This window comes from Streptomyces sp. NPDC033221 (assembly GCF_055577005.1).
Genome location: NZ_JBVIQN010000004.1, coordinates 117,205 through 141,734 on the forward strand (window position 1 = coordinate 117,205; position 24,530 = coordinate 141,734).

A 24,530-nucleotide genomic window follows, 5' to 3' on the forward strand; every position below is an offset into this window, starting at 1 on the left:
ACGTCACGCCCGCCGCGCCAGCCCCGTCCCCTTCGCCGCGTCCAGCGCGTACACGCACCGGTCCTTGCTGCACGCGTAGACCACGCCTCCGACGGCCACCGGCGTGCCGGTGATCTCGCCGCCGGTGGCCAGCTTCCAGCGCAGCTGGCCGCCGGTCGCGTCGAGGGTGTACAGGCAGTGGTCGGCGGAGCCGAAGTGCACCCGGCCGTCCGCCACGACGGGCGCGCCGATCACTTCGCCGCCCGCCTGGAAGCGCCAGCGCGGGGTGCCGGTGACGGCGTCGAGCGTGTAGAGGGCCTTGCCGCTGCCGAGGTGTACGGCGCCGTCCGCGACCAGTACCGGTTCGGTGGACTGCCGGGCCTCGGTGGCGATGCGCCAGCGGTCCCGGCCGTCGGCGGCGTCCAGGGCGTAGACCGTGCCGAGGTAGTCGGCGAGGTAGAGGCCGCCGCCGGTGACCGCGGGCCCCGGCGCGAACGCGGGGCGGCTGAGGAACGCGGCGGGCGCTTCGAAGTGCCAGCGCACCTCGCCGCGCGCGAGGTCGATGGCCAGCACCCGCGTCCCGGCGGTGACGTACACGGCGCCGTCCGGGGCGGGCAGCAGCCGCACCGGGACGCCGCCGCAGGAGGCCGTGTCGCCGACCGGGTACGACCAGCGCTCGGCGCCCGTACGGGCTTCCAGGGCCTTCAGCCGCCCGTCGGCCCAGACGAGGACCGTGCCTTCGTGCAGGACGGGCCCCAGGTCGGCGGTCTCGAAGTCGGTCTGCGCGCCGCCGGTCTCCCAGAGCCGTTCGCCGGTGGCGGCTTCCCAGGCCTGTACGCCGCCGCCGCGGGTGCCGGTGACGACGGTGCCGCGGTCGGCCTTGAGGGCGTAGATCCAGCCTTCGCTGCCGAGGCGCCAGCGTTCGGAGCCGTCGGTGGCGTCGAGCGCGTACAGGCTGGGGCCGTCGGAGGCGTGGATACGGCCGTCCGCGACGGCCATGCTCCAGGCGACGTCGCGGGTCTTGAACTGGCGGCGGCCGCTGGCCACGTCGAGGGCGTGCACCTCGAAGGACGTGACGTACAGCAGCTCGCCGGCGACGGTGGGCGTGCCCCACACGTCGTTGGACATGCGAAAGCGCCAGGGGCGCCAGCGTGCGGGCGCGGCACCGCCGGAGGCGCCGCCCGCGCCGGTGGCGGCAGGGGGCTGCTGCCCGGGGCCGTGCCCGGCCGCGCCGCCCTGCTGCGGCAGGGGCGCCGCCGGGTCGCTGTCGTGCGTGCCGTGGGCGGGGGCGCCGGGCGCGCCCGTGGGCGGGCGGACCCAGTCCGTCGCGGGTGCCTGGGCGCGCGGCGGCTGCGGCTGGCCGCTGTCGCCCGCGCGGGGGCCGGGTCCTATCGGGGCCGAGGTGCCGGCGAGGCGTACGGAACCGTCCGGTACGTCGGCGTCCGGCAGCCGCGACGGTACGGGCGGGGCCGCGGAGACCTGCGGGGCCTGCGAGACCGGGGGTGCGGCGGCGACCGGGCCCGCGGGCGCGGACTGCGCCGGCTGCGCGGCGCCGCGCGGATCGGCGGCCCGGCGTGCGCCGGGGCCCACGCCGGCGCCACCGGCCCAGCCGGAATCCGCAGCGGGCGCCGCCATCGCGCCGCCGGCCTGCGCGGCCGCGGCCGCCGGGGCGCTGCGCGGGCGTGGCGGCGGATGCTGGGCGGGCGGCGGCGACTGCGGTACGGGCTGCCGCACGGCGGCGCGGGCCTGCCCGGAACCGCCGCGGTGGGCGGGCGCCGGCGTGGACTGGCGGCCGCCGCGCCGCCCCTCGATGAGGGCGACCGCGCTGGCCGGCAGCCAGGCGGAGGCGGTGCCGCTGTCGTCGCTTCCGGAGCCGAAGAGGTGCGGCGCGAGCTGGGACTGGAGGTCGGCCGGGGTGGGGCGGCCGGGCGCCTCCATCTGCATGCAGGACTCGATCAGCGGCCGCAGTTCGTCGGGCAGCCCGGCCAGGTCCGGGCCCTCGCGCAGCAGCATGAAGACCGTCTCGACCGGGTTGGCACCGTGGAAGGGCGCGTGACCGGTGGCGGCGAAGACGAGGGTGGAGCCGAGGGAGAAAACGTCGCTGGCGCCGGTGACGCTGCGGGAGTCGCGGGCCTGCTCGGGCGACATGTACGCGGGCGTGCCGACGGCGACGTTCGTCATGGTCAGGCGGGTGTTGGAGACACCGCTGGCGATGCCGAAGTCGATGACGCGCGGGCCGTCCTCGACGACCAGGACGTTGGACGGCTTCAGGTCCCGGTGGACCAGGCCCGCGCCGTGGATGGACTGCAGCGCCTCGGCGATGCCGGCCGCCAGCCAACGCACCGCCTGGGCCGGGAGCGGCCCGCACTCATTGACTATTTCCTCCAGGGAGGGCGCGGGCACATAGGCGGTCGCCAGCCACGGCACCGCGGCGCGGGGGTCGGCGTCCACCACCGCGGCGGTGTAGAAGCCGCTGACCGCGCGGGCCGCCTCCACTTCGCGGGTGAAGCGGACCCGGAACAGCTGGTCCTCGGCGAGTTCCGTACGCACCGTCTTGATCGCCACGCGCCGCCCGGACGCCGAGCGCGCGAGGTAGACCAGCCCCATGCCGCCGGCCCCGAGACGACCGAGCACCTCGAACGGGCCGATCCGCCGGGGATCGTGCTGCGTCAGCTGTGTCAGCTGCTCCACCACTTGCCTGCCACCTCCCCGTGGGGCGTAAAAGAGACTCTCAAAAGCCAGTGGCCGCCGAGAGCCACTGCCCCGTGCAGCGTCTCACCGCCTGGCCGATTCGGCCGTACGCGTGCTGATTCTTCCTGGCCGGGCCCAGGGTTGCGAACCCGGGGCCGCTCCCGTCGTGTCCCGGCGGGCTTCTGCGGTGCGCACCGGTACCGTCACATGCCGTGACGGGCCCGTGGGACGGATGTCCGTACGGGTGGGACCGGGCGCCGACGCGGACCGCCGACGGGCTCGAACACCGTACGACCGGATCGCGCCGGGACATGCCGTCGCCGCGCCGTCACTCCGTCCGAAACCCGCTGCGGAATCCGCTCTGGCCGGTCATACCGTCCGGGAACGTCCGCCGAGCACCGATATGTCCAGCGGAGCCCGTCCGCCCGCCGCGCGCTCCGGCGTCTTCACGTCCCGCCCCACGCTCTCCGGTGCCGCCGTGCCGCGCCGCGCACGCTCCGGTGCCGCCGGGCCGCGCCCCGCGCGCAGCAGCGGATGCCGTCCGCCGGGCCTGCTGTCCGTACCGGTCATGCCGTCCCGTCCCCGTCCTCTCCCCGCGCGCGGCACCGGTGCCGGGTCCGCGCCGCCGCGCACCGGCGCGGCCGTACCCACTGTGCCGCACTCAAGGCGTTTGCGCTGCCCCCCGCCCAGGTGAGCGCCCCGGCCGGGCCCCGCCGCCCCGCACCGGCCCGCTGCCGGGCCGCGCCGTCCGCGGCCCGACAGCGGGAGCTGTGCCGGCGGCTCCAATTGTGGTGGCCGGCGGCCTACTTCGGAGCCATGACGCCGAAGCCGGCGCCCTGGTTGTCGGTGAGCACCGCGAACGGCCCGCCCGGGGTGCCGACCGGCTCCACCGTGATCCGGCCGCCGAGCCGGGTGGTGGTCCGTACGGCGTCGTCCATCCCGGGGACGAGGAAGCAGACGGTGAAGTGCGGCGGCATCTCGGCGGGCGCGTGCTCGTCCATGAGGATGCGGCCGCCGACCTCCCGGTCCTGTCCGGGGAGCCGCCAGGGCCGGAAGCGCTCGTCCGCCGCCGGGCTGTCGGCGACGCTCTCGAAGCCGAAGACCGCTTCGTAGAAGGCGTCGGCCCGTTCCGGGTCGCGGGTGCTCAGGCTCGTCCAGACGTAGGCGCCGGGCTCGCGCCGGGCCCCGAAGCCCTGGTGGGTGCCGGCCTGCCAGACGCTGAAGACCGCGCCGGTGGGGTCGGCGGCGACCAGCATGGTGCCCAAGTCGCCGACGGGCATGGCCTCCGCGACGATCCGGCCGCCGGCCCGGAGGATCTGCGCGCTGGTGCGGGCGGCGTCCGGGGTGGCGAAGTACACGTTCCACGCGGTGGGCATCCGGCCGTCCTGCTTGGGCATCAGTCCGGCGGCCGCCCTGCCGTCCTTGTATGCCTGGGTGTAGTTCCCGTGCTCGGGAGCGCCTTCGGAGAAGGTCCAGCCGAACAGCTCCCCGTAGAATCTCTTGCCCGCTTCCAGGTCGGGCAGCATGACATCGGCCCAGCACGGGACGCCCGCCGCGAATGCAGTCATGGGGCCAAAGTAGTCCTGGATCAAGCGTCGCGCCCGGAGAGTATTCGAACATTTTGCCAATTCTCTGCGATCACGCTCATTACCGGACATTCCCAGGTGTCCGGCAATGATCCGCCGCTCGGCCGCAATGGTCTGTTTTACGGCCACAACGGGGCGTCGCTCGACCGCTTCCCCCGTGCGGAACCCTCTCCACCGGCTCGGAGAAGTTGTCCACAGCCTGTTGACAATACGATTCACTTGTTCGGGCCAAGCCGCCCGCCGGCCCGCCACGAACCGCCTTCGCCGCCCTGTGCGCGGGATCGGCCGGAACCGATACGTCCGAACTCCCGCATCCCCATTTGCAGGCAGCCAAATCGCGCTCCGATCACCCCTCGGTAAGCTGACGGCATGACAGGACAAGTTCGGACCGTCGACGGCAGAGTCGCCGGGCGCCGCGGACAGGCGACCCGGCAGAAGCTGCTCGACTGCCTCAGCGACATGCTCAGTTCGTCCCCGTACAGAGACGTCAAGGTCATCGATGTGGCCCGCAAAGCGGGCACTTCGCCCGCGACGTTCTACCAGTACTTCCCCGATGTCGAGGGCGCGGTACTGGAAATCGCCGAGGAGATGGCCAAGGAAGGCGCGAACCTCACCGATCTGGTGGCCGGACGCTCCTGGGTGGGCAGGTCCGGCCGCGAGGCGGCCGAGGAACTCGTCGAGGGATTCCTCACCTTCTGGCGCAAGAACGACGCGATCCTGCGCGTCATCGATCTCGGCGCCGCCGAGGGCGACAAGCGGTTCTACAAGATCCGCATGAAGATCCTGAATGCCGTCACCAACTCCCTTACGGACTCCATCAAGGAGCTCCAGTCCAAGGGCAAGGTCGACAAGGACGTCAGCGCGGCCGCGATGGCCGGTTCGCTCGTCGCCATGCTGGCGGCGGTCGCCGCCCATCAGAAGGGATTCCAGAGCTGGGGCGTCAAGCAGCAGGAGCTGAAGCCGAACCTGGCCCTCCTGGTGCACCTGGGCGTCACCGGAAAGAAGCCCACGAAATAACCCACGGCACGGCACACGGCATATTCCACGGCACATCGCACGGCTTTCGCCACGGCACAGTACACGGCATGTGCCACGACACCACTCGGGAACACCTCACGAATTGACTCCCGGAACGGTTCACGTTCGCGCTCGTCCTGCCATAGCTGTACGTCACAGCGGGTGTTGTCCGCCCCTCGGGGCCGGCCGGCACCCGCTGTGCGCGTCTGCGGCCGCCAGACGCCGGCCCACCAGCGGCCCGGCTCCGGCCCGGTCCCCGTCCGCGACAGCGGCGCTCAGCGCGGCTCCAGCCGGAAGATCCGGATCTCACGGGTGACGCGCGCCTGGTACGCGGCATACGGCGGCCAGCGGTCGACCACCGCCGCCCACGCCGCCGCCCGCCCGTCGCCGGTCAGCAACCGTGCCCGTACGGGCACGTCACGGCCCCGCCAACTGATCTCGGCCGCCGGGTTCTTCAGCAGGTTGGCCGTCCAGGCCGGGTGTCCGGGGCGGCCGAAGTTGCTGCCGACCAGCAGCCAGGTCCCGGCGTCCTCCGGCAGGCACGCCAGCGGCGTGCGGCGCGGCAGGCCGGTCCGGGCACCCGCCACCGTCAGGACCGCCCCCGGCAGCATCCGGGCGCTCAGCAGCACTTTGCCGCCGGTGAGCCGGTGCACCGTACGGTCCAGGGCGGGTACGACGTACGGCGCCACCCGCGCGAACGTACGCGTCGCGGACATCCTCTGCACCACCCGCCTGCCGGACGCCTTCACCCGGCCGGAGGCCGTGGCCCGGGTGGGCCTTCCCACGGACCCGGTCGCCCTCACACGGTCACCCCCGCCCGCTCCCCGCCGCCCCCGAAGGCCTCCCCGCCCTCGGCCGTCCCCATGCCTCTATCACCCCTGAACAGTCCGGCCACCTCAGCGGCGTGCGCACGCAACCGGTGCACCGGGCCCAGCAGCAGTTCGTCGCAGACCGCGCGCTTGAAGAACAGGTGGGCGTCGTGCTCCCAGGTGAAGCCGATGCCGCCGTGCAGCTGGATGGTCTCTCCGGCGACCGCGCGCAGCGTCTCCAGGGCGTGGGCGAGCGCGAGGGCGGGGGCACCGGGCTCGGCGTTCCCGTCCCCGGCTCCGATCCCGTTCCCGGTCCCTATCCCGTTCCCGGCCGGGCTGCCCGCCGCCCAAGCCGCGTAGCAGGCCGCGGAGCGGGCGGCCTGCACCTGTACGTAGAGGTCGGCCAGCCGGTGCTGTACGGCCTGGAAGGACCCGATGGGCCGGCCGAACTGTTCCCGCGCCTGGACGTACTCGACGGTCCGCCCGAACGCCGCGTCCGCCGCCCCGACCGCCTCGGCGGCCAGCGCCGCCGCGGCCCCGGCCCCCACCCGCGCGAGCGCGCGCTCCACCCGCCCGCTTCCCTCATCCGGCCCGCCTCCCTCGTCCGCCCCCACCTCCTGGTCCGTACCGAGCAACGATGCGCGCACGTCGCGCAGTTGGACGGACCCCAACGGACGCGTCTCGTCCATCGCCGTCTGCCGGACCCGTACCACCCCGGGCGCGTCACCCCGTACGACGAAGAGCAACGTGCGGCTGCGCGCGTAACCGCCCGTGTGCGCGGCCACCAGGAGCACCCCCGCGCTGTGCCCGCCCAGCACCTGCGCGGCCTCCCCGTACAGCCGCCACTTCCCCGCCGCACCGGGCTCCCCCTCCGTCCCGCACCGCCGCGCCTGCACGCCACCCGCCCGGCCGCCGCCCGCCCAGTCCCCGCCGTTGCGGGCGGTGAGCGCGAGGGCGGTGCTCAGCTGCCCGCCCGGTACGGCGAGCGCGCCGGTCAGCTCGCCCGCCGCGAAAGCGGGCAGCAGCTCCGTGCGCTGCCGCTCCGTCCCCAGTGACAGCACCAGCGGCGCGGCGAGGACGGCGGTCGGCAGCAGCGGCGAGGGCAGCAGCGCCCGTCCGGTCTCCTCGCAGGCCAGCGCCAGCTCGGTGGGCCCGCAGCCGACACCGCCGTACGCGGTGGGGAGTGCCAGCCCCGGCAGTCCCAACTGCTGCGCGAGCTGCCGCCACAGGGCGGGGTCGTACCCCTCGGGGGTGCGGACGGCGGCCCGGAGGTCGTCGGTACCGCAGCGCTTCCGCAGCAGTTCCCGCAGCGTACGGCGGATCTCGTGCTGCTCCTCGGTGAACGCGGCATCCATCGGCGGGCTCCTCCCGACCGTTCGGCGACCTGGGCCGGTGCGGCGGGCGACCGGGGTCCACACTCCGGAGCACACACCGACCTGACGGCCCGTCATAGTAGGTACTGCCGCCGCCATTTCCCAGCCTCACGCGCCCACCGCGCCCATTCACCACACCTGTCGACACCCGCCTACCTGATGTACCGTCAGATTCATGCCGCCAGGGAGCACATCCCCCCGCAAGGTCGCCATTGCCGGTGTCGCCCTCTCCGACTGCGGACGCGTGGACGACGCCACCCCATACGCCCTGCACGCCCAGGCCGCCCGCCGCGCCTTGGCCGACTCGGGTCTCGACCGCTCACTGGTCGACGGCTTCGCCTCGGCCGGGCTCGGCACGCTCGCGCCCGTGGAGGCCGCCGAGTACCTGGGGCTGCGTCCCACCTGGGTCGACTCCACCTCGGTGGGCGGCGCCACCTGGGAAGTGATGGCCGCGCACGCCGCGGACGCCATCGCGGCCGGGCAGGCGCGCGCGGTCCTGCTGGTGTACGGCTCCACGGCGCGCGCCGACCTCAAGGCCGGCCGCCGTACCGCCAACCTCTCCTTCGGCGCCCGCGGCCCGCTCCAGTACGAGGTTCCGTACGGCCACACGCTCGTCGCCAAGTACGCGATGGCCGCCCGCCGCCATATGCACCAGTACGGCACGACCCTCGCCCAGCTCGCCGAGGTCGCCGTGCAGGCGCGGGCGAACGCGGCCACGAACCCGGACGCCATGTACCGCGCCCCGATCACCGTCGACGACGTCCTGTCCGGCCCCCTGATCGCCGACCCCTTCACCAAGCTCCACTGCTGCGTCCGCTCCGACGGCGGCTGCGCGGTCCTGCTGGCCGCCGAGGAGTACGTACGCGACCTGGCCAGGCCTTCCGTGCGGGTGCTGGGCGCGGGCACCGCCGTCTCGCACTCCGCGATGTCCGGGTGGGACGACTTCACCGTCTCCCCCGCCGCCGTCTCCGGCCGTCTCGCCTTCGAACGGGCCGGGGTACGCCCGTCGGAGATCGACGTGGCCGAGATCTACGACGCCTTCACCTACATGACGCTGGTGACCCTCGAAGACCTCGGCTTCTGTGCGAAGGGCGAGGGCGGCGCATTCGTCGAGAAGGGCCGCCTGCTGCGCGACGGCCCGCTCCCCGTCAACACCGACGGCGGCGGCCTGGCCGCCTGCCACCCCGGCATGCGCGGCCTGTTCCTGCTGGTCGAGGCGGTACGCCAGTTACGCGGCGAGGCGGGCGAGGGACGTCAGGTGCGGCGGGCGGACGGCAGCCTCCCGGAACTGGCCGTGGCGTCCGGCACGGGGGGCTGGTTCTGCTCGTCGGGGACGTTGGTGCTGGGGCGGGGGTAGGCAGGGGCAGGGACAGGCGGAAGCAGGGGCCGGCGGGGCCCCGCCCCGGCCGGTGCCCCGCACCGGCCTACGGAACCGTCAGCTCGTACGGCGACACCTCCTGCAACCAGTCGGCCAAGCGCCGGCCGTACTTCTCGCCTGCCGCGTCCTGTATGCCGTCCGGGTCCTCCGGCACGCCCAGGCCGAAATTCCGGACCAGCCAGCCGAGGTACTCCTCCCGCCCCTCGGACGGCTCCTCCTCGTCTTCGTCGTCGTCGCCGATCAGCCACTCGTTGTCGAGGGTGAGCAGCTGGAACAGCTCCCGCAGTCCGTCGGCGACGACTTCGAGGTCCCCCTCGTCGCCGAAGAAGACGACGGGGAGCGTGGCGAGGTCCGTACGGTCGTCACACCGCCACAGCGCATAGAAGGACCCCGAGCCGGTGGCCTGGGCGAAGGGGATGAGCCGGTCCAGCCGCTCCTGCTCGCGCGGGCCGAACGGGGCCTTCAGGCCGAGCCAGGCCCCCACGAGGTCGGCGTCCGCCGCCTTGTACTCGTACAGCTCGAAGCCCTCCGAGAAGTACGCGCCCGCCAGGGAATCCTCGAATTCCTTGAGCAGATTCAGCTCTGGTATCGGCGAAAAAGCAGCGTTCACAACGACCCCCGGTCCAGCGGCGAGATGGCGTCTCCACGCTATCGCCCACCACTGACAACGCACCGCCGCCTACGTCAGCGACAGGGTGTACTCCACGGCTCGGGAGGACGTCGGCCCGAATCCCAGCCGCTGGAGCGCGGCGTGGTGTTCCTCGTGGTCGGGCACCGCGTTGACCTCGGCGTCGCGGATGCCGGGGTGGTCGGTGTCGAGGGTGTGCAGGGCCGCGGAGATGATGGCCGTGAGCGTGTCGGCGGTGGTGTCGGCTTCCTGGTTGTGGACCAGGCGGGCACGGGTGCCGGTCAGCTCGACGTCGTACCAGGCTTCGTCGGTACCGATACGGAACGCGACGTCCTCGCCCTCGTACTCCCCCTCGCCCGCGCCCTCGACGGGGAGCAGCCGCACCGCCGCGTCCCGCACGGGAACCCCGGCCGGCAGGTCGCGCCGCCACCAGCGGTAGACCTCGCCGCTTTCGAGGGCGCCCAGTTCCACCGCGGCCTTGCCGGGGCTCGTTTCCTCCTCCGTGATCCACCGCAGGGCCGTACCGCCTGCCTTACGGGCCACATCCGCCGCCTCCCGCAACAGGGGCACCAGCAGCGCGTCCTCGGCGCAGTCGAGAACGGCGACGAAGCGCAGGGCGAGGTCAGGGGCGCCGAGATCCAGCAGCGCGACCGAACCTTCCACCGCGCCCTGGGGCTTGGCGGTGAGGACGGCAATCGTGCGCTCTCCGCACCACAGGGCACCGGCGCGGCCCGGATCGGTTATACATTCAACGAAGTTTGCCATTTCTTTACCTTATGGAAAATATCTCCCCTCTGTCCACTATGGTCCCGGTGCCCCGCCCACCGCCCGCCCAACCGCTCACCCAAGCATGCCGAGAAAGGCGGCGAAGCTGCGGCCTTCGGAGAAGTGGCCGTGCAGCGCGAGGAGGGGTTTTCCGGAGGCGGGACCGAAGTCGGGATACGACAGACGGCGGCCGTCCAAGAGGAGGCCGTGGCGGTGGGCTTGCGAGGTACCCATACCGTGCACGTTACTTTCGGCGACCCCTTACCCTGTGAAGGTTATTTTCAGTTGATCGACCGAAATGTAGCGTGAGTATATGAAGAAGCAGGCCCGTCTCACGGCCTTCCTCGCGGCTGCCGCCGTCGCGCCGGCCGTACTGTTCTCCTCCCCGGCGGTCGCCGCCGAAGCCCCGGCCCCCGCCAAGTCGGCGCCGGACCAGAGCACGGTGGCGAAGCCGGACGAGCCCGCGAAGAAGACGGAGACCGGGAAGAAGCCGAAGGCGCGGTCCGAGGCCGACGACCGGCTCGCGGTCGTGCGGATGCTCAACAAGGACGCCGGCAAGGCTTTCGTCCGCGAGGCCGAGAAGGCGCTCTTCGGCACGCCGGAAGACCTGCGCCGCTTCCTGGAGACGGGCCAGTACGTGGCCCGCGACGAGGACAACCGTGTCGCGATCTTCCGCATCCTGGCGGGCAAGGACGTCGGCCGCAATGTCCGCGGAGCGGCGTACGCGGCCCTCGAAGGGTCCCCGCAGGACCGCGTGCACTTCCTGGAGAAGGGCCACCGCCTGTCCCGCATGGCGGACAACCGCGTGCGCGCCGTGCAGATTTACAGCATCGGCGGACCCGCGGTCCAGGACGCCGCCCGTGACGCCCTCCGTGCCGGGCCCGAGGCCGTCGAGCGCTTCCTTGAGGTAGGCCAGTACGAGGCCCGCGCCAAGGACGAGGCCGCGAAGAAGGCGGAAGAGCAGAAGGCGGCCAAGGAGAAGGCTGAGAAGGCCGCGAAGGAGAAGGAAGCCAAGGCGAAGGAAGCCGCGGACAAGGCCGCCAAGGAGAAGGCGACTGAGGGCGGCGGCAAGAACGTTACGTCCGCCGTCGACGCCAAGCCCGCCAGCGGCCACGGCACCACCTCCTCCGCCACGGTCTCCGGCAACGCCGTCACCCCCGCCGGCAGCGGTAGCGGCAGCTCGCTGGCCTCCACCGGCGTCAGCCCCGTCACCCCGTGGGCCGTCGGCGGTGCCGCCGCTGCCGTCACCGCGGGCGCGGGCATGGTGCTGGCGGGCCGCCGCCGCACTGCCGCCGAGCGCGGCTGACCCCCGGCCGAAGCAGACGCGCCCGGCGGCCGGTACACCAGCGACCAGCCGCCGGGCGCTCGGCCATCACCCGCGTTACGCCGTCGGGCGCGCGCCGATCACGAACTCCGTGCCGAACGGGTCCGTCACCCGCGCCTGCCGCGCATACACCGTGTCCTCCGGCTCGGACGCCGTCCCGCCGGCCGCGACCGCCCGCGCCACCGCCGCGTCCGTGTCCGCGACCTCGAACAGTGTTGCCCAGCCCGCGGCCCCGGCGGCCGGGTCGCCCATGATGCCGCCGATCTCGTGCCCGTCCGGGCGGCGCAGGAAGGTGAAGTCGACGTCCGGCAGGTCCGGGTTGCCGTCGAGGGTGTAGCCGAAGACGGCCTCGTAGAACGCGCGGGCCCGGGCGGCGTCCGCGACCGGCGCCACCAGGTCGTTGCGTACGAGGGAGTTGGGCTCGTTGACGACCTCGCAGCCGACGTGGGCACGCCCCTGCCAGAGCCCGAACTGGGCCCCCACGGTGTCCTCGGCGATCGCGGCCCGCCCGAAGTCGCGGATCTCCACCGGGCCCCACAGCGCCCGGCCGCCCGCGTCCGCGATCCGCTTGGCCGTGCCGTCGCAGTCCTCGACCGCCATGTACATGGTCCACGCGCCGCCCTCCGCGTCGGGCCGCTCCATCAGGCCCGCGGCACGCTGACCGGCGACGAGACCGACGGCATACCGTCCGCCCTCCATCGTCTCCGTCGCGTACGTCCAGCCGAACAGCGCCCCGTAAAAATCCATGGCGCGGTCGAGATCGGGAACGGCAAGCTCGATCCAGGTGGGCGTTCCGTCGGGCTGATTGCCGGTGATACGGCTCATGACGTGCTCCTCACGGTACGGGGCGGCCGGGTGGCCGCGCGCTGGGCCGATACCGAAGACGCTAGGCTCCATGGCGGACAGGACGTGTCCTACATGGAGCCTTCCGTGCTCAGGGCCGTAACAGCACGGTGCCTTCGTCTATGGCCTGCCGTTACGCTGCCGCCGAATTGCCGCAATAAAGGGCAGACAACATCATGTGCGGTGTGGCCCCCGCCCGCCATCGCCCTTCAGGCCCGACCGGAAATGACGTACCGATGCTCCGTTCCCTGCCGGCCGTGGCGCTCGCCCTGGCCGCCGCGTGTACGTTGCTGAGCGGGTGCGACGGTACGGGCGCGGCGAAGAGCGCCGGGCGCACACCAGCCGCCAGCGCTCCCGAGCGGGTGTGGGCCGGGAAGACGCCGCCGGAGCCCCTGGGGCCGCCGAACTCCGCCGGCAAGCCGACACCGCTGCGGTCGATGCCGCGCTTGCCGTCCGGCGACATCCATGAGGTCGCGCCGCTCACCATCGCCCGGGCGGCGGCGGAGTCCATGAGCAGTGACGACGAAACGGCGAAGAACATCAAGGCGTGCCGGGCTCTCGGCCGGAAGGCGTGCGCCGTACAGACACCGCACTACCGGGATCTGAACGGCGACGGCAAGGACGACCTGCTGCTCGCCATCGAGACGAGCGGCAGTTGGATCTCCCTGTGGGCCTTCACCGTCAAGGACGGAGTGATCACCCAGATCCTGGGCAACTCAGAGCGCGCGCAGTCGGTCGAGCTGGCGGGCCGCGACGTGATCGTATGGGAGCCGGTCGACACGGGCGGTTACGACCTGCGCCGCGTCTTCTCGTGGGACGAACGACTGCAAGCCATGAACGAACGCGTCTTCGAGTACGTGGAGTCCGACGCTAAGAAATGAGCCGGAGGAAGTCGGCCCAGGCGGCGGGGGGTATGGAGAGGGCGGGGACGGTCGTGTTCTTGGAGTCGCGTATGTGGATGGTGGTGGGGGTGGTGGCGACTTCGACGCACGTGCCGCCTTCATTGACGCTGTAGCTGCTCTTGATCCACGCCAGTTCGACGCTCATAACTCACCTGCCACTTTCTCGATCAGTTCCAGTGACTTTCCCGGCGATAGTGCCTCCCCGCGAAGCGCCCCGTACCGATCCCTGTGCTGGACGGCTTCAGCTGGCCTGGTCAGCAACCTACTCCGGTCCTGCCCCTCCAAGAAGATGCTGTCCCGCCCATCAGGCGAGAACAGGATCTCCAGCGAGCCGCTCAGCCCAGCATGCGTCTCAGTGACGGTGGGCATCACCTGCAGGGTCACGTGCGCCAACTCGCGAGCGGTGGTCGCGGCGTGCAGCAGCACCGCCTTGAGCACCGCATTCCCGCCGAGCGGCCGGTGAAGAGCAGCTTCCTCGATGACGAAACTCACGGTTGGCGCGTCCTCCCGGACCAGTACCGTCTGCCGCTCCAGCCGTTCCTGCGTCAACTCGTCGATCTCTTCCCTGCGTAGCGCCGGAACCCGCGACCGATGCAGCTCGCGGATGTAGTCCGGCGTCTGCAGAAGCCCAGGGATCACCATGGTGACGTACGCGCCAAGACTCAGCGCTTCGGCCTCCAACAGTCGCCACTCCTGGAACTGCGCGCGGCTCGGCTCCTGCTCCATCAGCTCTACGCACGATGTGAGCGTGCCCTCGGCTGCCGTGAGCCGATCCGCGTCGATCAGGAAGCCCGCGCTCGGGATCCGCGCCCCCCGCTCGTACGCGCCTTCCAGCGATTCCGAGACATGTGTTTCGTGGGCCAGCCACTTTTGCGTCATCCCAGCACGCTGGCGGCAGTGCCTGATGAGCCCACCAACGTGCACGCGCGCAGGCGACGGCTCCACAGTCTCCACGGCCATGATCATTCCTCCCCACAACTCAATGTGTGAGCCCCTTACTCCTGGTGACGCTACGCACACGCGCCGACCATTGTTGGCATGACGACCGAAAATCATCCGCAAGAGCCCCGCCTCCTCCCCTGGGCCAGCCAGGAGGGCAAGCCCTGCTATCTGATCGGCGAAGGACGCGGGCCCGTGTCGGACCTGGCCGACGGGTTGGAAGAGTTGCAACTGTCCATGGCCGTACAGCTCTTGGACCACTCCCGCGCGGCCCTGAACCGGCCCGAGTCCCCCACCCCCACCGAGCTCCTCTTCATCACCAACCGCCTCACCGAGTCCCTCAGTGACGCCGTACGCGTAGCGGACAGCCGGGGCCGGAGGCTGGATCAAGCCCGCCACGCTCCGTGAGCGAAGGCGCTCCACGCAAGCAATCTATACAAGCGTGTTAGACAGCTGTCTAACACGCTCGTATAGTCACCGCCATGACCTCGACCTCACCCACCCGCCCCCACGCCCTCATCTCCGGCGCCGGCATCGGCGGCCCCGCCCTCGCGTACTGGCTGCACCGTTACGGCTTCGCCGTGACCGTGGTCGAGCGCGCGCCGGAGCTGCGGACCGGCGGCTACAAAGTGGACCTCCGCGGCGTCGCCATCGACGTCGCGGACCGTATGGGCGTACTGCCGGAGATCCGGCGCGCCAGTACGGACATGCGGACCGGCGCCTACGTGAACGGCGACGGACGGCGGGTGGCCACGCTGCCCGCCGACATCTTCGGCGCCCGCGTCGACGGCGACGACGAGATCATGCGCGGCGACCTGACCCGCATCCTCTACGACCGCACGTGCGACGACGTGGAGTACGTCTTCGGCGACTCGATCAGCTCACTCGCCGACGACGGCGCGGGGGTCGACGTCACCTTCGAACGCGAGGCGTCGCGCCGTTTCGATCTCGTCGTCGGCGCGGACGGCCTGCACTCCACCACCCGCCGCCTCGCCTTCGGTGACGAATCCCGCTACGTGCGCCACATCGGCGCGTACATATCGTCGTTCAGCGTCCCGGACGAACTGGCCGCTTCGCGCGAGGAGTTGTACTACATGGCACCCGGCCGCCTGGTGTGCACCTACAAGACAGCCAACGCCACCGGCGCCAAGGCGTGGCTCTCGTTCCGTTCGCCCCGGCTGGACTACGACCATCGCGACGCGGACGGTCAACGCGAGCTGCTGGCAGACGCGTTCGAGGGCGTCGGCTGGCAGGTGCCGCGGCTCCTCGAAGCGTCCCGTACCGCCGACGACTTCTACTTCGACGGGCTGCACCTGATCGAGATGGACCGCTGGTCGCGCGGGCGCGTGGTGCTGCTGGGCGACGCCGCGCACTGCGCGTCCCCCGCGTCGGGGCAGGGGACGGGGATGGCGCTGGTGGGCGCGTACGTACTCGCCGGGGAACTGGCAGCTGGCGGCGACCCGCGTACGGCCGACCCGCGTACGGCCTTCGCACGCTACGAGGCGGAGATGCGCCCGTACGTCACGGCGAACCAGCGGATGGCGGAGAAGTTCGTACCGCAGATGACGCCCGCCACCAAGGCGGCGATCCGCTTCCGGCACGTCATGATGCGGATGCTGCCCCACATGCCGTGGAAGAACTACGTGGCGAAGAAGCTCGCCGAGGACGTACAGCGGTGCGCCCACGCGATCACTCTCAAGCCGTACCCGGTCCCCCGGGGCGAAGCCGCGTCGGCGCCGACCGTACCGGCCTGATCCCCGGCCAGATCTCCGGCCTGATCCCCAACCTCCTCAACGGCCGCGGATTAGGCTGCCGGGCATGGCCGATCACCCAGCGGACGTGGACTCCTCCGCCCGCTTCCACTCCCTGCTCCGCTCCCTCCGCGTCTGGGACTGCGAGCTGCCCGCCATCGACCCCGACCCGGCGCACGCCCCGGCCGACCCGCTGCCGCTCTTCCGGCAGTGGCTGCGGGAGGCCGCGGAGGCGGGCGTACCGGAGCCGCACACCATGACACTCGCGACGGCGGACGCGGCCGGCGACCCGAACGTACGCACCCTGATGCTCCACGACGCCGACGAACGCGGCTGGCACTTCGCCACCCACCGCGGCAGCCGCAAGGGCCGCGAACTCGCCGACCGCCCGCGCGCCGCCCTCGGCTTCTACTGGGCGGGCCTCGGCCGCCAGGTCCGCGTACGGGGCCGGGTCACCGAGGCGGGACCGGAGGAGAGCGCGGCCGACCTGCACCGCCGTTCGACGGGCGCGCTGGCCGCCGCCCTCGTGGGCCACCAGAGCGAAGTCCTCGCCTCGTACACCGAACTCGAACGCGCCTCGGAGGACGCCTGGGCCCGCGCGCAGGAGGAGCCGACCGCTCCTGTACCCAGCTGGACCCTGTACGTGCTGCGCCCGGACGAGGTCGAGTTCTTCCAGGGCGACGCCCGCCGACGGCACGTACGCATCAACTACCGGCGGGCCGGTGACGCCTGGGACCGCGAGCTTCTCTGGCCGTAGGCGGGCGCGGCTCCTTCGCGCACGCAGGCTCGGCTTCTCTCTTACGGGCCTGCGCGGCGCGTCCCTACCCCGGGACCGTCGCGGCCTTCCAGCGGCGGATCATCTCCCCCTTGGCCGCTTCCATGGCCGAATCGAACTCCTCGCTGACCGGTGCGGGCAGGAAGAGGCCTTCACCGCTCACCAGGTCCAGTCGGATGCGGTGGTGAGGCGTGCCCGTATGGCCGTAGAGGGACGTGCCCTTGCTCCGGTCGACGCCGATGCTCGCGATGTCGTGCCAGGCGAGGGACCGGCGCCGCAACGGGGTCCTGACGCGTATGCCTCCGGCGGTGACGAGTGTGCGACTGGCGGTGCAGTAGTACACGACGAGGGAGAGGGGCACGAACACCCCGAGCGCGACGGTCCACTCGCGCAAGTCGCTGCCGCGCGGCTCTGCGAAGAAGCGTTGTCCGAACTCCTGCCACCCCATGCCGAAGGTGACGACGCACAGCGGGACGATCCCGCCGACGAAGGCGAAGGCCAGGGCGCTCCACTGCCACCAGCGGGACCCTGGGCGGTACTCGATCGTTTGCACCCTTGGACCCTACGTCCCGCTCGGATATGGCTCCCCCGCGGCATTCGGATCAACCTGTGCGGCGCCGCGCGCAGCACGCCGCTACGGTGCCGGAGGGCGACCGGGCCGACCGACCGGGCTGGACCGGACCCGCCTGAGGTGGATGAGCTGCAGGGATGCCGATGCGTCGTACGGCCGGGAAGGTGATGCGGCGCGGGTCCCTGGCCCTGCTCATGCTCGCCGCCCTGGCCGGGACAGCCGCCCCGGCTCCGGCACCGGCACCAGCACCAGCACCAGCACCAGCACCGGATCCGGAACCAAGGCAGGCGGCACCGCGGGAAGAAACGATCGTGCTGCCGGGCGCCACCTCGGCGGAAGGCATCGCCGCCGGGCACGGTTCCACCTTCTACGCGGGTGACTACTTCGACGGAGACATCTTCCGCGGCGACATCGAAACAGGCACCGCCGCCCGCTTCATCGACGCGCCGCGCGGCCGCCACGCCCTCGGTATGAAGGCGCACCCCCGCCACGACCTGCTGTTCATCGGCGGCGGCCGGACCGGACAGGCCTACGTCTACGACACCGGAACCGGGCGCACGGTGGCGAGCTACCGGTTCGGCCCCCGCGGGCAGGACGTTCGTCAACGACGTGGTCCTGACCCGCGACGGCGCGTGGTTCACCGACTCCTCCCGGCCCAACGAGGTGCGGCGCACCACGCTCAACGGGTCCATGACCAGCGCAAAGACCAAGAAGACCATCAGGTCCGGACTGTTCCGGAGTCCGTCGACGGCGGCGCGCTTCGGGAGCACGCTCGCCCTGGTCAACGCCAAGCTCCACACCGGCATCCCCCACGGCGAAGCAGTACGAAGTGATCACCGTGGACGACTGAGACGGGCCCGCGCCGCTCTGCCGTTCCGCTGCTCCGCTGCTCCGCCGCTCAGAAGCGCTGATACATGATGTGCAGGCCGACGTAGCCCTCGGTGGGGTGCAGGAAGCCCTCGGGGAGGGTCGTCATGATCTCGAAGCCGAGGGACTTCCACAGGGCGACGGCGCGGGTGTTGGTCTCGACCACCGCGTTGAACTGCATGGCCCGGAAGCCGGTCGTACGGGCCCAGTCGACGGCGTACTCGCCGAGGGCGCGGCCCACACCGCGGCCGCCGTGGGCCGGATCGACCATGAAGGAGGCGGAGGCGATGTGGGCGGCGCCGCCCATGTGGTTGGCGTTCATCTTGGCCGTACCGAGGACCGTACCGGCGTCGTCCACGGCCACGACAGTACGGCTCGGCGGGGCGAGCAGCCACATCGCACGGCCGGTCGGCTCGTCCATGCCCCGGTCATAGGTGTACGTTTCGCCGGCCGCCACGATGTCGCGGAGGAACGGCCAGATGGCGGGCCAGTCGGCCGCGGTCGCTTCTCGGATCAGCACGCACGCCAGCATGGCGGGCGGCAGGCGCGGCGGGCCAGCCCATTTCTCGCGGCGGCGTCCACTCGGGGGCTCGGCTTCGTCGTCTTCGGTCTGCGCGGCTCAGGCTGGGCTGAAGACGGGAACAGTGATCCCTGGGGCGCCCGGGGCGTCCGGGGTGCCCGAGGTGCCCGAGGTACGGAATTGCACTCGCAGCGGCATGCCGATCCGCAGATTCCACTCCGGACAGTCGACGACTTCCGTCATCATCCGCGGGCCCTCGGCAAGGTCCACCACCGCGGCCACGTACGGCACCCGCTCACCGAACGGCGGGAGATCGTTACGGTGCACCACCGACCACGTATAGAGCGCGGCCCGGCCACTCGCCTCCACCCACTCCACGTCTTCGCTCCAGCAACGCGGGCAGAACTCGCGCGGGTAGTGATGCGCCGCCCCGCAACCGTCGGCACGGCAGCGGCGCAGGAGCAGACGGCCCTGGGCCGCCGCTTCCCAGTAGACGCGGCTGAACGCGTCGGTCTCCGGCAGGTCGAACCCGGGCGCCGCGGACAGCGTCACCGGCACTCCCCCGGGTTCGGGCTTCACCCTCGATGCCACTTACGACCACCCGCTTCAGGTCGGTACGGGGCCGCCGCCTGTTTCGTGGCGGGCCGTCAGTTCAACCTGAGTTGGCCGGGATACGCAAGGGGGCGGGCCGAACGGAGCCCCGTACGGCGACATGTATGCGCATCGCGGTTACCCTCACCGGCATGCCGGACGCCGCAGCGTATGCCAGCTCCTCCGCATCCAGCACCTCCGCATCCAGCACCACGCCGCCCGCTGCCGTCTCGCCCGTGTACGTCATCGGGGGCGGGCCGGGCGGGCTCGCCACCGCCGCCGTACTCGGCGCCTACGGCATCCGCGCCGTCGTCCTCGAAAAAGGTGACGCGGTGGGCGCCTCCTGGCGGGGCCACTACGACCGTCTGCGCCTGCACACCACGCGCCGCCTCTCCGCCCTGCCGGGCCTGCCGATACCGCGCGCCTACGGGCGGTGGGTCGCGCGCGACGACGTGGTGCGCTACCTGGAGCAGTACGCCGAGCACCACTGCATCGAAGTCGCCACGGGCGTCGAAGTGCGGCGTGTGGACCGCGCGGCGGACGGCGGATGGGTCCTGCACGCGAACGGCGGACGCCAGCCGGCCGCCCGTACGGTCGTGATCGCCACCGGGTACAACCACACCCCGTACCTGCCCGACTGGCCCGGCCGCGACAGCTACCCCGGCGAACTGCTGCACGCCGGTGCCTACCGCAACGCCCGCCCGTACGCGGGCAAGGACGTCCTGGTCGTCGGCACCGGCAACACCGGGGCGGAGATCGCGGTCGACCTGGCGGAGGGCGGCGCGGCCCGGGTACGGCTGGCGGTCCGCACCGCCCCGCACATCGTGCGCCGCTCGACGGCCGGCTGGCCCGCCCAGGCGACGGGAATCCTCGTACGCCACCTGCCGCCGCGCATGGTGGACCGGGCGGCACACGTGATGCGCCGCCTCTCCGTGCCGGACCTGTCGGCGCGCGGGCTGCCGATGCCGGACGCCGGACTGTACAGCCGCGTCCTGGAGGGGGCGATCCCCGTCCAGGACGTCGGGCTGATCGATGCCGTACAGCGCGGGGCGGTACGGCCGGTGGCGGCGGTGGCCTCCTTCGACGGCGGCGTGGTGCGGCTCGCGGACGGCGACGCGATCGAGCCGGACGCCGTCATCGCCGCCACCGGCTACCGGCGGGGCCTGGACAACCTCGTCGGCCACCTCGACCTCCTCGACACCCGCGGCCGCCCACGCGTCCACGGCCGCCACACCCTCCCGTCCGCCCCCGGCCTCTACTTCACCGGCTACACCAACCCGATCAGCGGCATGTTCCGCGAACTGGCCATCGACGCCCGCCACATCGCCCACGCGATCGCTACTACGTACGCGGAGGCGGAGGCGGAAGTGGAGGCGGAAGTGGAGGCGGAGGAGGCGGGCGCAGCAGAGGTGGTGGGCGCAGCGGACGGCGGTGAGGCGTTCACGGCCGGGGGCGGGGCTGGGGGCGGGAGTGCGGGCAGGTCCGAGCCTGGCCCCGGGCCCGGGGCCAGGGCACGGGCGGCCGGCGAGGCCTGCGCCGGGCGCGGGGCCGGGGCCGGGGCCGGGGCCTCCGGAGCCTGGACCGGGGCCGGGGCCGGAGCCGCCAGCACCGAACCCAGGGCCACCAGGACCGGGGCGGCCGGGACCGGGGCCGCCGGAGCCGAAGCCGAGGCCAGGGCCGAGGCCAGGGCCGGAGCCAGGGCCAAGGCCGAGGGAGCACCCCAGCCCGAGGACGCCCCCGCACCCCCGGCACCAGCCCCACCCTCACCACCAACACCCCCCGCACCCCCCGCACCCCCCACCCGAAAGGTTTAGCGCTCCCGGGCATTCCTGACTGGGCGTCAGTTCACCTAACCTGACGGGGCGTCAGTTGAATTGGCAGCCGTCTTACGGGAGCGGGCGTCAGCGATGCTTGGATCGACTCACGGCACCCTCACCACTCACTCCAGCCCGGCTCGCGCAGTGTCCTGCGGGCAGGCTCCGCCGCGGGCCGTCCACGAGACGGCCGACCTGGACGTCAGCGGGCGTCCGCTGTACGCCCCCGTCCCCGACCTGGACCGGTTCTTCCGGCCCGAGTCGATGGCGGTCGTCGGCGCCTCCGACAGCGAGGGCCGCCCGAACGCCGGCATCACCCGGCAGCTCATGGCGTGGGCCGAACGCGTCGGTGCCCGCCTGTACCCGGTCAACCCGGGCCGTGGCAGTGTCTTCGGCCTGCCGTGTCTCACCTCCGTCTCCGACCTGCCCGAGCGGGTCGATCTCGCCGTACTGCTGGTCGCGGACCCCGTACCGGTCATCGAGGAACTGGCCGACGCCAAGGTCAGGTTCGCGGTCGCCTTCGCCTCCGGCTTCGCCGAGACCGGGGCGGCCGGTGCCGCCGCCCAGGACCGGCTCGCCGAGGCCGTGGCCCGTACCGGCATCCGGCTGCTCGGCCCGAACACCAACCTCAACGCCTTCTCGTCGTTCCGCGAGGACCTGGACGGTCCTGCCATCGCCCTGATCACCCAGTCAGGCCACCAGGGCCGCCCGGTCTTCTCCCTCCAGGAGCTGGGTATCCGCCTTTCGCACTGGGCCCCGACCGGTAACGAGGCCGATCTGGAGACCGCCGACTTCCTCTCCTACTTCGCCTCCCGTCCCGAGGTGGGCGCCATCGCCACGTACATCGAGGGGTTCAAGGACGGCCGCAGCTTTCTGCTGGCCGCCGACCGGGCGGCCCGCAACAAGGTGCCGGTCGTCGCGGTCAAGGTCGGCCGCACCGAGGCCGGGGCCCGTACGGCCGCCTCGCACACCGGCAAGCTGACCGGTGCCGACGCGGTGGTGGACGCGGCCATGCGGCAGTTCGGTGTGATCCGGGTGGACGGGCTGGACGAGCTGCAGGACACCGCGGCCCTGCTCGCCCGGGCCCGCACTCCGGCGGCCGACGGCGTCGCCGTCTATTCGATATCCGGGGGCACCGGCGCCCACTTCGCGGACCTGGCGACGGCGGCCGGGCTTCGGCTGCCCGCACTGGGCCGCGCGAAGCAGGACGAGCTGCACCAGTGGATCCCGGACGACCTCAGCGTCGCCAACCCGGTGGACAGCGGCGGGCATCCGGTCGGCGACCAGCGCGGCCGCAAGATCATCGATGCCATCCTCGCCGACCCGGCCATCGGCGTACTGATCTGCCCGATCACCGGCCCCTTCCCGCCGATGAGCGACAAACTGGCGCAGGACCTCGTGGACGCGGCGGAGCAGACGGACAAGCTGGTGTGCGTCGTCTGGGGCTCGCCGGTCGGCACCGAGGACGCCTATCGGTGCACCTTGCTGGGGTCGCGGCGGGTGGCCACCTTCCGCACCTTCGCCAACTGCGTGACGGCCGTCCGCGCGCACCTCGCCCATCACCGCTTCACCGCCGGCTACCGCTCCCCCTTCGACGACGCGCCGCGCACCCCGTCCCTCTCCGCCCGCAAGGCGCAGGAACTGCTGCGCCCGGGACAGCAGCTCAGCGAGCACGCGGCGAAGCAACTGCTGCGCGCCTACGGGATCAGGGTGCCGCGCGAACAGCTCGTCACCAGCGCGGCGGCGGCCGTGCGCGCCGCGAGCCTGGTCGGTTACCCCGTCGTCATGAAGGCGTCCGCGCCGCGACTCGCGCACAAGACGGAACTCGGGCTCGTCAGAACCGGGCTGACCTCCGCCAGCCAGGTCAGGGACACCTACCGGGAACTGGCCGACACCGCCCGCCACGAGGGCATCGAACTGGACGGGGTGCTCGTCTGCCAGATGGTCGAGCGGGGCGTGGAGATGGTCGTGGGCGTCACCGCGGACCGTCTCTTCGGGCCGACCGTGACCGTCGGGCTGGGCGGGGTGCTCGTCGAGGTCCTGCGGGACACCGCCGTCGGCGTGCCGCCTTTCGGCGAGGACCGGGCGCGCGCCATGCTCGGCGAACTGCGCGGGCGCGCCCTGCTGGACGGCGTACGAGGAGCGCCGCCGGCCGATGTGGACGCGCTCGTCGAAGTCGTACTGCGCGTCCAGCGGATGGCGCTGGACCTGAGCGGCGAACTCGCCGAGCTGGACATCAACCCGCTGATGGTGCTGCCGCGCGGACAGGGCGCCGTGGCGCTCGACGCGCTCGCCGTCTGCCACTGACCGCGCGACCGGCCGGACCAGCGCCCGCGCGGCTGCGCGGACGGCCGGCCGCGCCACCGCCCGGACGCCCGACCACACAGCTTGGAGCCGCCTCATCATGGCCCCCACCCCCGCTCCCCCCGAGCCCGGATACCCTGCCGGCCCCGCTGATTCATTGATACTCCACACCACTGACAACGCCGTGCTGTGGATCACCCTCAACCGCCCCGACGCCCTCAACGCCCTCACCTGGGACCAGCGCGAACGCGTCATCTCCCTGCTCTCCGACGCCTCTGCCGACCCGGGCGTACGAGCCGTCGTCGTCACCGGCACGGGCAAAGGTTTCTGCGCGGGAGCCGACCTCCGCGGCGCCCCGGAAGGCGCTGGAGGGGAGGGCACCGGGGAGGGCACTGGAGAGGGCACCGGGGAGGACGGCGCGGCGTCGTCCGGGCGCTTGGCGGGCGATGTGGCCCGGATGATCCGGCGTGGCGCCCAGCGCCTCGTCGCCGCCGTCCTGGACTGCGAGAAACCGGTCCTCGCCGCCGTCAACGGCACCGCCGCCGGGCTCGGCGCGCACCTCGCCCTCGCCTGCGACCTGGTGGTGGCGGCCGAATCCGCCACGTTCATCGAGGTGTTCGCGCGCCGCGGCCTCGTACCGGACGGCGGCGGCGCGTACCTGCTGCCCCGGCTCGTCGGCCCGCAGCGCGCGAAGGAGCTGCTGTTCTTCGGCGACGCCGTGACGGCGTCCGACGCCGGACGGATGGGCCTGGTCAACCGGGTCGTCCCGGACGCCGGGCTGCAGAAGGCCGCACGGGACTGGGCGGAACGGCTGGCCACCGGCCCGACCCGGGCCTTCGCCCTCACCAAACAGCTGGTCAACGCCTCGCTGGACGGCGACCGCGGCGCGGCGTTCGCCGCCGAGGCGGCGGCCCAGGAGATCAACATGACGACGGCGGACGCACGGGAGGGCGTCGCCTCCTTCGTGGAGCGCCGACGGCCGACGTACCGGGGGCGGTGAGGCCCCAGCGGTGCCCCAGGGGTGCCCCAGCCGTGCCTCCGGTCATGCCCCGGCTGTGCCCCCAGCCGCGCACCACCGCCGCCGTTCCCTTCAAAACTGACGG

At 72.4% G+C, this 24,530-nt stretch carries 24 protein-coding genes and 1 pseudogene; 11 read left to right on the forward strand and 14 right to left on the reverse strand.

Features of this window, described 5'->3' with window-relative positions; translation table 11 throughout:
* Positions 1-3: 3 nt before the first annotated feature.
* The 3 genes from afsK to ACZ53K_RS06365 form a co-directional block, all read right to left on the reverse strand.
* Positions 4-2,673 (reverse strand): protein serine/threonine kinase AfsK, encoded by a 2,670-nt coding sequence (afsK, locus tag ACZ53K_RS06355; protein ID WP_468832493.1) that lies wholly within the window; start codon positions 2,671-2,673, stop codon positions 4-6.
* Between the two features lie 366 nt (positions 2,674-3,039).
* The gene (locus tag ACZ53K_RS06360; RefSeq protein WP_468832494.1) at positions 3,040-3,240 is read right to left on the reverse strand and encodes a hypothetical protein; all 201 of its coding nucleotides are present in this window, start codon (positions 3,238-3,240) and stop codon (positions 3,040-3,042) included.
* Positions 3,241-3,473: 233 nt separating this feature from the next.
* Positions 3,474-4,238: a VOC family protein gene (locus ACZ53K_RS06365; RefSeq protein WP_468832496.1), complete on the reverse strand. Its 765-nt coding sequence runs from the start codon at positions 4,236-4,238 to the stop codon at positions 3,474-3,476.
* Between the two features lie 387 nt (positions 4,239-4,625).
* Here ACZ53K_RS06365 and ACZ53K_RS06370 point away from each other — a divergent pair, with 387 nt between their 5' ends.
* On the forward strand, positions 4,626-5,273 hold the full coding sequence (locus tag ACZ53K_RS06370; RefSeq protein ID WP_468832497.1) for a TetR family transcriptional regulator: 648 nt from the start codon (positions 4,626-4,628) through the stop codon (positions 5,271-5,273).
* A 275-nt stretch (positions 5,274-5,548) separates the two neighbouring features.
* Here the strand turns inward: ACZ53K_RS06370 and ACZ53K_RS06375 are convergent, their stop codons facing one another.
* Both ACZ53K_RS06375 and ACZ53K_RS06380 read right to left on the reverse strand, forming a co-directional pair.
* On the reverse strand, positions 5,549-5,989 hold the full coding sequence (locus ACZ53K_RS06375) for a nitroreductase/quinone reductase family protein (protein WP_468832499.1): 441 nt from the start codon (positions 5,987-5,989) through the stop codon (positions 5,549-5,551).
* A gap of 83 nt (positions 5,990-6,072) precedes the next feature.
* A complete protein-coding gene (locus ACZ53K_RS06380; protein WP_468832501.1) occupies positions 6,073-7,437 on the reverse strand; it encodes an acyl-CoA dehydrogenase family protein in 1,365 nt (454 codons plus the stop codon).
* 193 nt (positions 7,438-7,630) lie between these two features.
* Between ACZ53K_RS06380 and ACZ53K_RS06385 the strand changes: the two genes are divergently transcribed.
* Positions 7,631-8,812 (forward strand): thiolase C-terminal domain-containing protein, encoded by a 1,182-nt coding sequence (locus ACZ53K_RS06385; RefSeq protein WP_468832502.1) that lies wholly within the window; start codon positions 7,631-7,633, stop codon positions 8,810-8,812.
* Between the two features lie 67 nt (positions 8,813-8,879).
* Here the strand turns inward: ACZ53K_RS06385 and ACZ53K_RS06390 are convergent, their stop codons facing one another.
* From ACZ53K_RS06390 to ACZ53K_RS06400, 3 genes are all read right to left on the reverse strand, one after another.
* Positions 8,880-9,443 carry a hypothetical protein gene (locus ACZ53K_RS06390; protein WP_468832504.1) on the reverse strand — a complete coding sequence of 188 codons (564 nt, stop codon included), beginning with the start codon at positions 9,441-9,443 and terminating at the stop codon, positions 8,880-8,882.
* Between the two features lie 69 nt (positions 9,444-9,512).
* A complete protein-coding gene (locus ACZ53K_RS06395; RefSeq protein ID WP_468832505.1) occupies positions 9,513-10,226 on the reverse strand; it encodes a hypothetical protein in 714 nt (237 codons plus the stop codon).
* Positions 10,227-10,301: 75 nt separating this feature from the next.
* Positions 10,302-10,460 (reverse strand): hypothetical protein, encoded by a 159-nt coding sequence (locus ACZ53K_RS06400; protein ID WP_468832507.1) that lies wholly within the window; start codon positions 10,458-10,460, stop codon positions 10,302-10,304.
* Between the two features lie 79 nt (positions 10,461-10,539).
* Here ACZ53K_RS06400 and ACZ53K_RS06405 point away from each other — a divergent pair, with 79 nt between their 5' ends.
* The gene (locus tag ACZ53K_RS06405; RefSeq protein ID WP_468832509.1) at positions 10,540-11,532 is read left to right on the forward strand and encodes an ALF repeat-containing protein; all 993 of its coding nucleotides are present in this window, start codon (positions 10,540-10,542) and stop codon (positions 11,530-11,532) included.
* A 75-nt stretch (positions 11,533-11,607) separates the two neighbouring features.
* Here ACZ53K_RS06405 and ACZ53K_RS06410 read toward each other — a convergent pair whose 3' ends face one another.
* Positions 11,608-12,375 (reverse strand): VOC family protein, encoded by a 768-nt coding sequence (locus ACZ53K_RS06410; RefSeq protein ID WP_468832510.1) that lies wholly within the window; start codon positions 12,373-12,375, stop codon positions 11,608-11,610.
* Positions 12,376-12,629: 254 nt separating this feature from the next.
* Here ACZ53K_RS06410 and ACZ53K_RS06415 point away from each other — a divergent pair, with 254 nt between their 5' ends.
* Positions 12,630-13,274: a hypothetical protein gene (locus ACZ53K_RS06415; protein WP_468832512.1), complete on the forward strand. Its 645-nt coding sequence runs from the start codon at positions 12,630-12,632 to the stop codon at positions 13,272-13,274.
* On the opposite strand, the gene ACZ53K_RS06420 is transcribed toward ACZ53K_RS06415, so the two are convergent.
* Together ACZ53K_RS06420 and ACZ53K_RS06425 are read right to left on the reverse strand one after the other, a co-directional pair.
* The gene (locus ACZ53K_RS06420; RefSeq protein ID WP_468832513.1) at positions 13,264-13,440 is read right to left on the reverse strand and encodes a DUF397 domain-containing protein; all 177 of its coding nucleotides are present in this window, start codon (positions 13,438-13,440) and stop codon (positions 13,264-13,266) included. The genes ACZ53K_RS06415 and ACZ53K_RS06420 overlap by 11 nt on opposite strands.
* The gene (locus ACZ53K_RS06425; protein WP_468832515.1) at positions 13,437-14,255 is read right to left on the reverse strand and encodes a helix-turn-helix domain-containing protein; all 819 of its coding nucleotides are present in this window, start codon (positions 14,253-14,255) and stop codon (positions 13,437-13,439) included. Before ACZ53K_RS06425 ends, ACZ53K_RS06420 begins: the two co-directional genes overlap by 4 nt.
* Before the next feature lie 78 nt (positions 14,256-14,333).
* Between ACZ53K_RS06425 and ACZ53K_RS06430 the strand changes: the two genes are divergently transcribed.
* The 3 genes from ACZ53K_RS06430 (at position 14,334) to ACZ53K_RS06440 (ending at position 16,742) form a co-directional block, all read left to right on the forward strand.
* Positions 14,334-14,642, forward strand: a complete 309-nt coding sequence (locus tag ACZ53K_RS06430) for a hypothetical protein (protein ID WP_468832516.1) — start codon at positions 14,334-14,336, stop codon at positions 14,640-14,642.
* A gap of 74 nt (positions 14,643-14,716) precedes the next feature.
* Complete coding sequence (locus tag ACZ53K_RS06435) at positions 14,717-15,988, forward strand: FAD-dependent monooxygenase (protein ID WP_468832517.1); 1,272 nt, start codon at positions 14,717-14,719, stop codon at positions 15,986-15,988.
* Positions 15,989-16,052: 64 nt separating this feature from the next.
* Positions 16,053-16,742 carry a pyridoxine/pyridoxamine 5'-phosphate oxidase gene (locus ACZ53K_RS06440; protein WP_468832519.1) on the forward strand — a complete coding sequence of 230 codons (690 nt, stop codon included), beginning with the start codon at positions 16,053-16,055 and terminating at the stop codon, positions 16,740-16,742.
* A 64-nt stretch (positions 16,743-16,806) separates the two neighbouring features.
* Here ACZ53K_RS06440 and ACZ53K_RS06445 read toward each other — a convergent pair whose 3' ends face one another.
* Entirely contained in the window at positions 16,807-17,313 is a 507-nt protein-coding gene (locus ACZ53K_RS06445) for a PH domain-containing protein (protein ID WP_468832520.1), read from the reverse strand.
* Between the two features lie 329 nt (positions 17,314-17,642).
* Here ACZ53K_RS06445 and ACZ53K_RS06450 point away from each other — a divergent pair, with 329 nt between their 5' ends.
* Positions 17,643-18,164 (forward strand): YncE family protein, encoded by a 522-nt coding sequence (locus tag ACZ53K_RS06450; protein ID WP_468832521.1) that lies wholly within the window; start codon positions 17,643-17,645, stop codon positions 18,162-18,164.
* Positions 18,165-18,229: 65 nt separating this feature from the next.
* Here the strand turns inward: ACZ53K_RS06450 and ACZ53K_RS06455 are convergent, their stop codons facing one another.
* Both ACZ53K_RS06455 and ACZ53K_RS06460 read right to left on the reverse strand, forming a co-directional pair.
* The gene (locus ACZ53K_RS06455; protein WP_468832523.1) at positions 18,230-18,718 is read right to left on the reverse strand and encodes a GNAT family N-acetyltransferase; all 489 of its coding nucleotides are present in this window, start codon (positions 18,716-18,718) and stop codon (positions 18,230-18,232) included.
* A gap of 99 nt (positions 18,719-18,817) precedes the next feature.
* Complete coding sequence (locus ACZ53K_RS06460; protein ID WP_468832796.1) at positions 18,818-19,264, reverse strand: Zn-ribbon domain-containing OB-fold protein; 447 nt, start codon at positions 19,262-19,264, stop codon at positions 18,818-18,820.
* A 197-nt stretch (positions 19,265-19,461) separates the two neighbouring features.
* Here ACZ53K_RS06460 and ACZ53K_RS06465 point away from each other — a divergent pair.
* From ACZ53K_RS06465 to ACZ53K_RS06475, 3 genes and pseudogenes are all read left to right on the forward strand, one after another.
* Positions 19,462-20,649: pseudogene (locus ACZ53K_RS06465) on the forward strand (flavin-containing monooxygenase); the annotation flags it as partial.
* A 567-nt stretch (positions 20,650-21,216) separates the two neighbouring features.
* Entirely contained in the window at positions 21,217-23,430 is a 2,214-nt protein-coding gene (locus ACZ53K_RS06470) for an acetate--CoA ligase family protein (RefSeq protein WP_468832524.1), read from the forward strand.
* Positions 23,431-23,527: 97 nt separating this feature from the next.
* Positions 23,528-24,427, forward strand: coding sequence for an enoyl-CoA hydratase/isomerase family protein (locus tag ACZ53K_RS06475; RefSeq protein ID WP_468832525.1), 900 nt, complete (start codon positions 23,528-23,530; stop codon positions 24,425-24,427).
* The last annotated feature ends 103 nt before the right edge of the window (positions 24,428-24,530 follow it).

Bases quoted from the DNA above. Each gene is read 5' to 3' on its own strand.
- ACZ53K_RS06360 (WP_468832494.1), bottom strand. From the start codon at position 3,240: ATGACCGGTACGGACAGCAGGCCCGGCGGACGGCATCCGCTGCTGCGC.
- ACZ53K_RS06365 (WP_468832496.1), bottom strand. From the start codon at position 4,238: ATGACTGCATTCGCGGCGGGCGTCCCGTGCTGGGCCGATGTCATGCTG.
- ACZ53K_RS06370 (WP_468832497.1), top strand. From the start codon at position 4,626: ATGACAGGACAAGTTCGGACCGTCGACGGCAGAGTCGCCGGGCGCCGC.
- ACZ53K_RS06375 (WP_468832499.1), bottom strand. From the start codon at position 5,989: ATGTCCGCGACGCGTACGTTCGCGCGGGTGGCGCCGTACGTCGTACCC.
- ACZ53K_RS06380 (WP_468832501.1), bottom strand. From the start codon at position 7,437: ATGGATGCCGCGTTCACCGAGGAGCAGCACGAGATCCGCCGTACGCTG.
- ACZ53K_RS06385 (WP_468832502.1), top strand. From the start codon at position 7,631: ATGCCGCCAGGGAGCACATCCCCCCGCAAGGTCGCCATTGCCGGTGTC.
- ACZ53K_RS06395 (WP_468832505.1), bottom strand. From the start codon at position 10,226: ATGGCAAACTTCGTTGAATGTATAACCGATCCGGGCCGCGCCGGTGCC.
- ACZ53K_RS06400 (WP_468832507.1), bottom strand. From the start codon at position 10,460: ATGGGTACCTCGCAAGCCCACCGCCACGGCCTCCTCTTGGACGGCCGC.
- ACZ53K_RS06405 (WP_468832509.1), top strand. From the start codon at position 10,540: ATGAAGAAGCAGGCCCGTCTCACGGCCTTCCTCGCGGCTGCCGCCGTC.
- ACZ53K_RS06410 (WP_468832510.1), bottom strand. From the start codon at position 12,375: ATGAGCCGTATCACCGGCAATCAGCCCGACGGAACGCCCACCTGGATC.
- ACZ53K_RS06415 (WP_468832512.1), top strand. From the start codon at position 12,630: ATGCTCCGTTCCCTGCCGGCCGTGGCGCTCGCCCTGGCCGCCGCGTGT.
- ACZ53K_RS06420 (WP_468832513.1), bottom strand. From the start codon at position 13,440: ATGAGCGTCGAACTGGCGTGGATCAAGAGCAGCTACAGCGTCAATGAA.
- ACZ53K_RS06425 (WP_468832515.1), bottom strand. From the start codon at position 14,255: ATGGCCGTGGAGACTGTGGAGCCGTCGCCTGCGCGCGTGCACGTTGGT.
- ACZ53K_RS06430 (WP_468832516.1), top strand. From the start codon at position 14,334: ATGACGACCGAAAATCATCCGCAAGAGCCCCGCCTCCTCCCCTGGGCC.
- ACZ53K_RS06435 (WP_468832517.1), top strand. From the start codon at position 14,717: ATGACCTCGACCTCACCCACCCGCCCCCACGCCCTCATCTCCGGCGCC.
- ACZ53K_RS06440 (WP_468832519.1), top strand. From the start codon at position 16,053: ATGGCCGATCACCCAGCGGACGTGGACTCCTCCGCCCGCTTCCACTCC.
- ACZ53K_RS06470 (WP_468832524.1), top strand. From the start codon at position 21,217: ATGCTTGGATCGACTCACGGCACCCTCACCACTCACTCCAGCCCGGCT.
- ACZ53K_RS06475 (WP_468832525.1), top strand. From the start codon at position 23,528: ATGGCCCCCACCCCCGCTCCCCCCGAGCCCGGATACCCTGCCGGCCCC.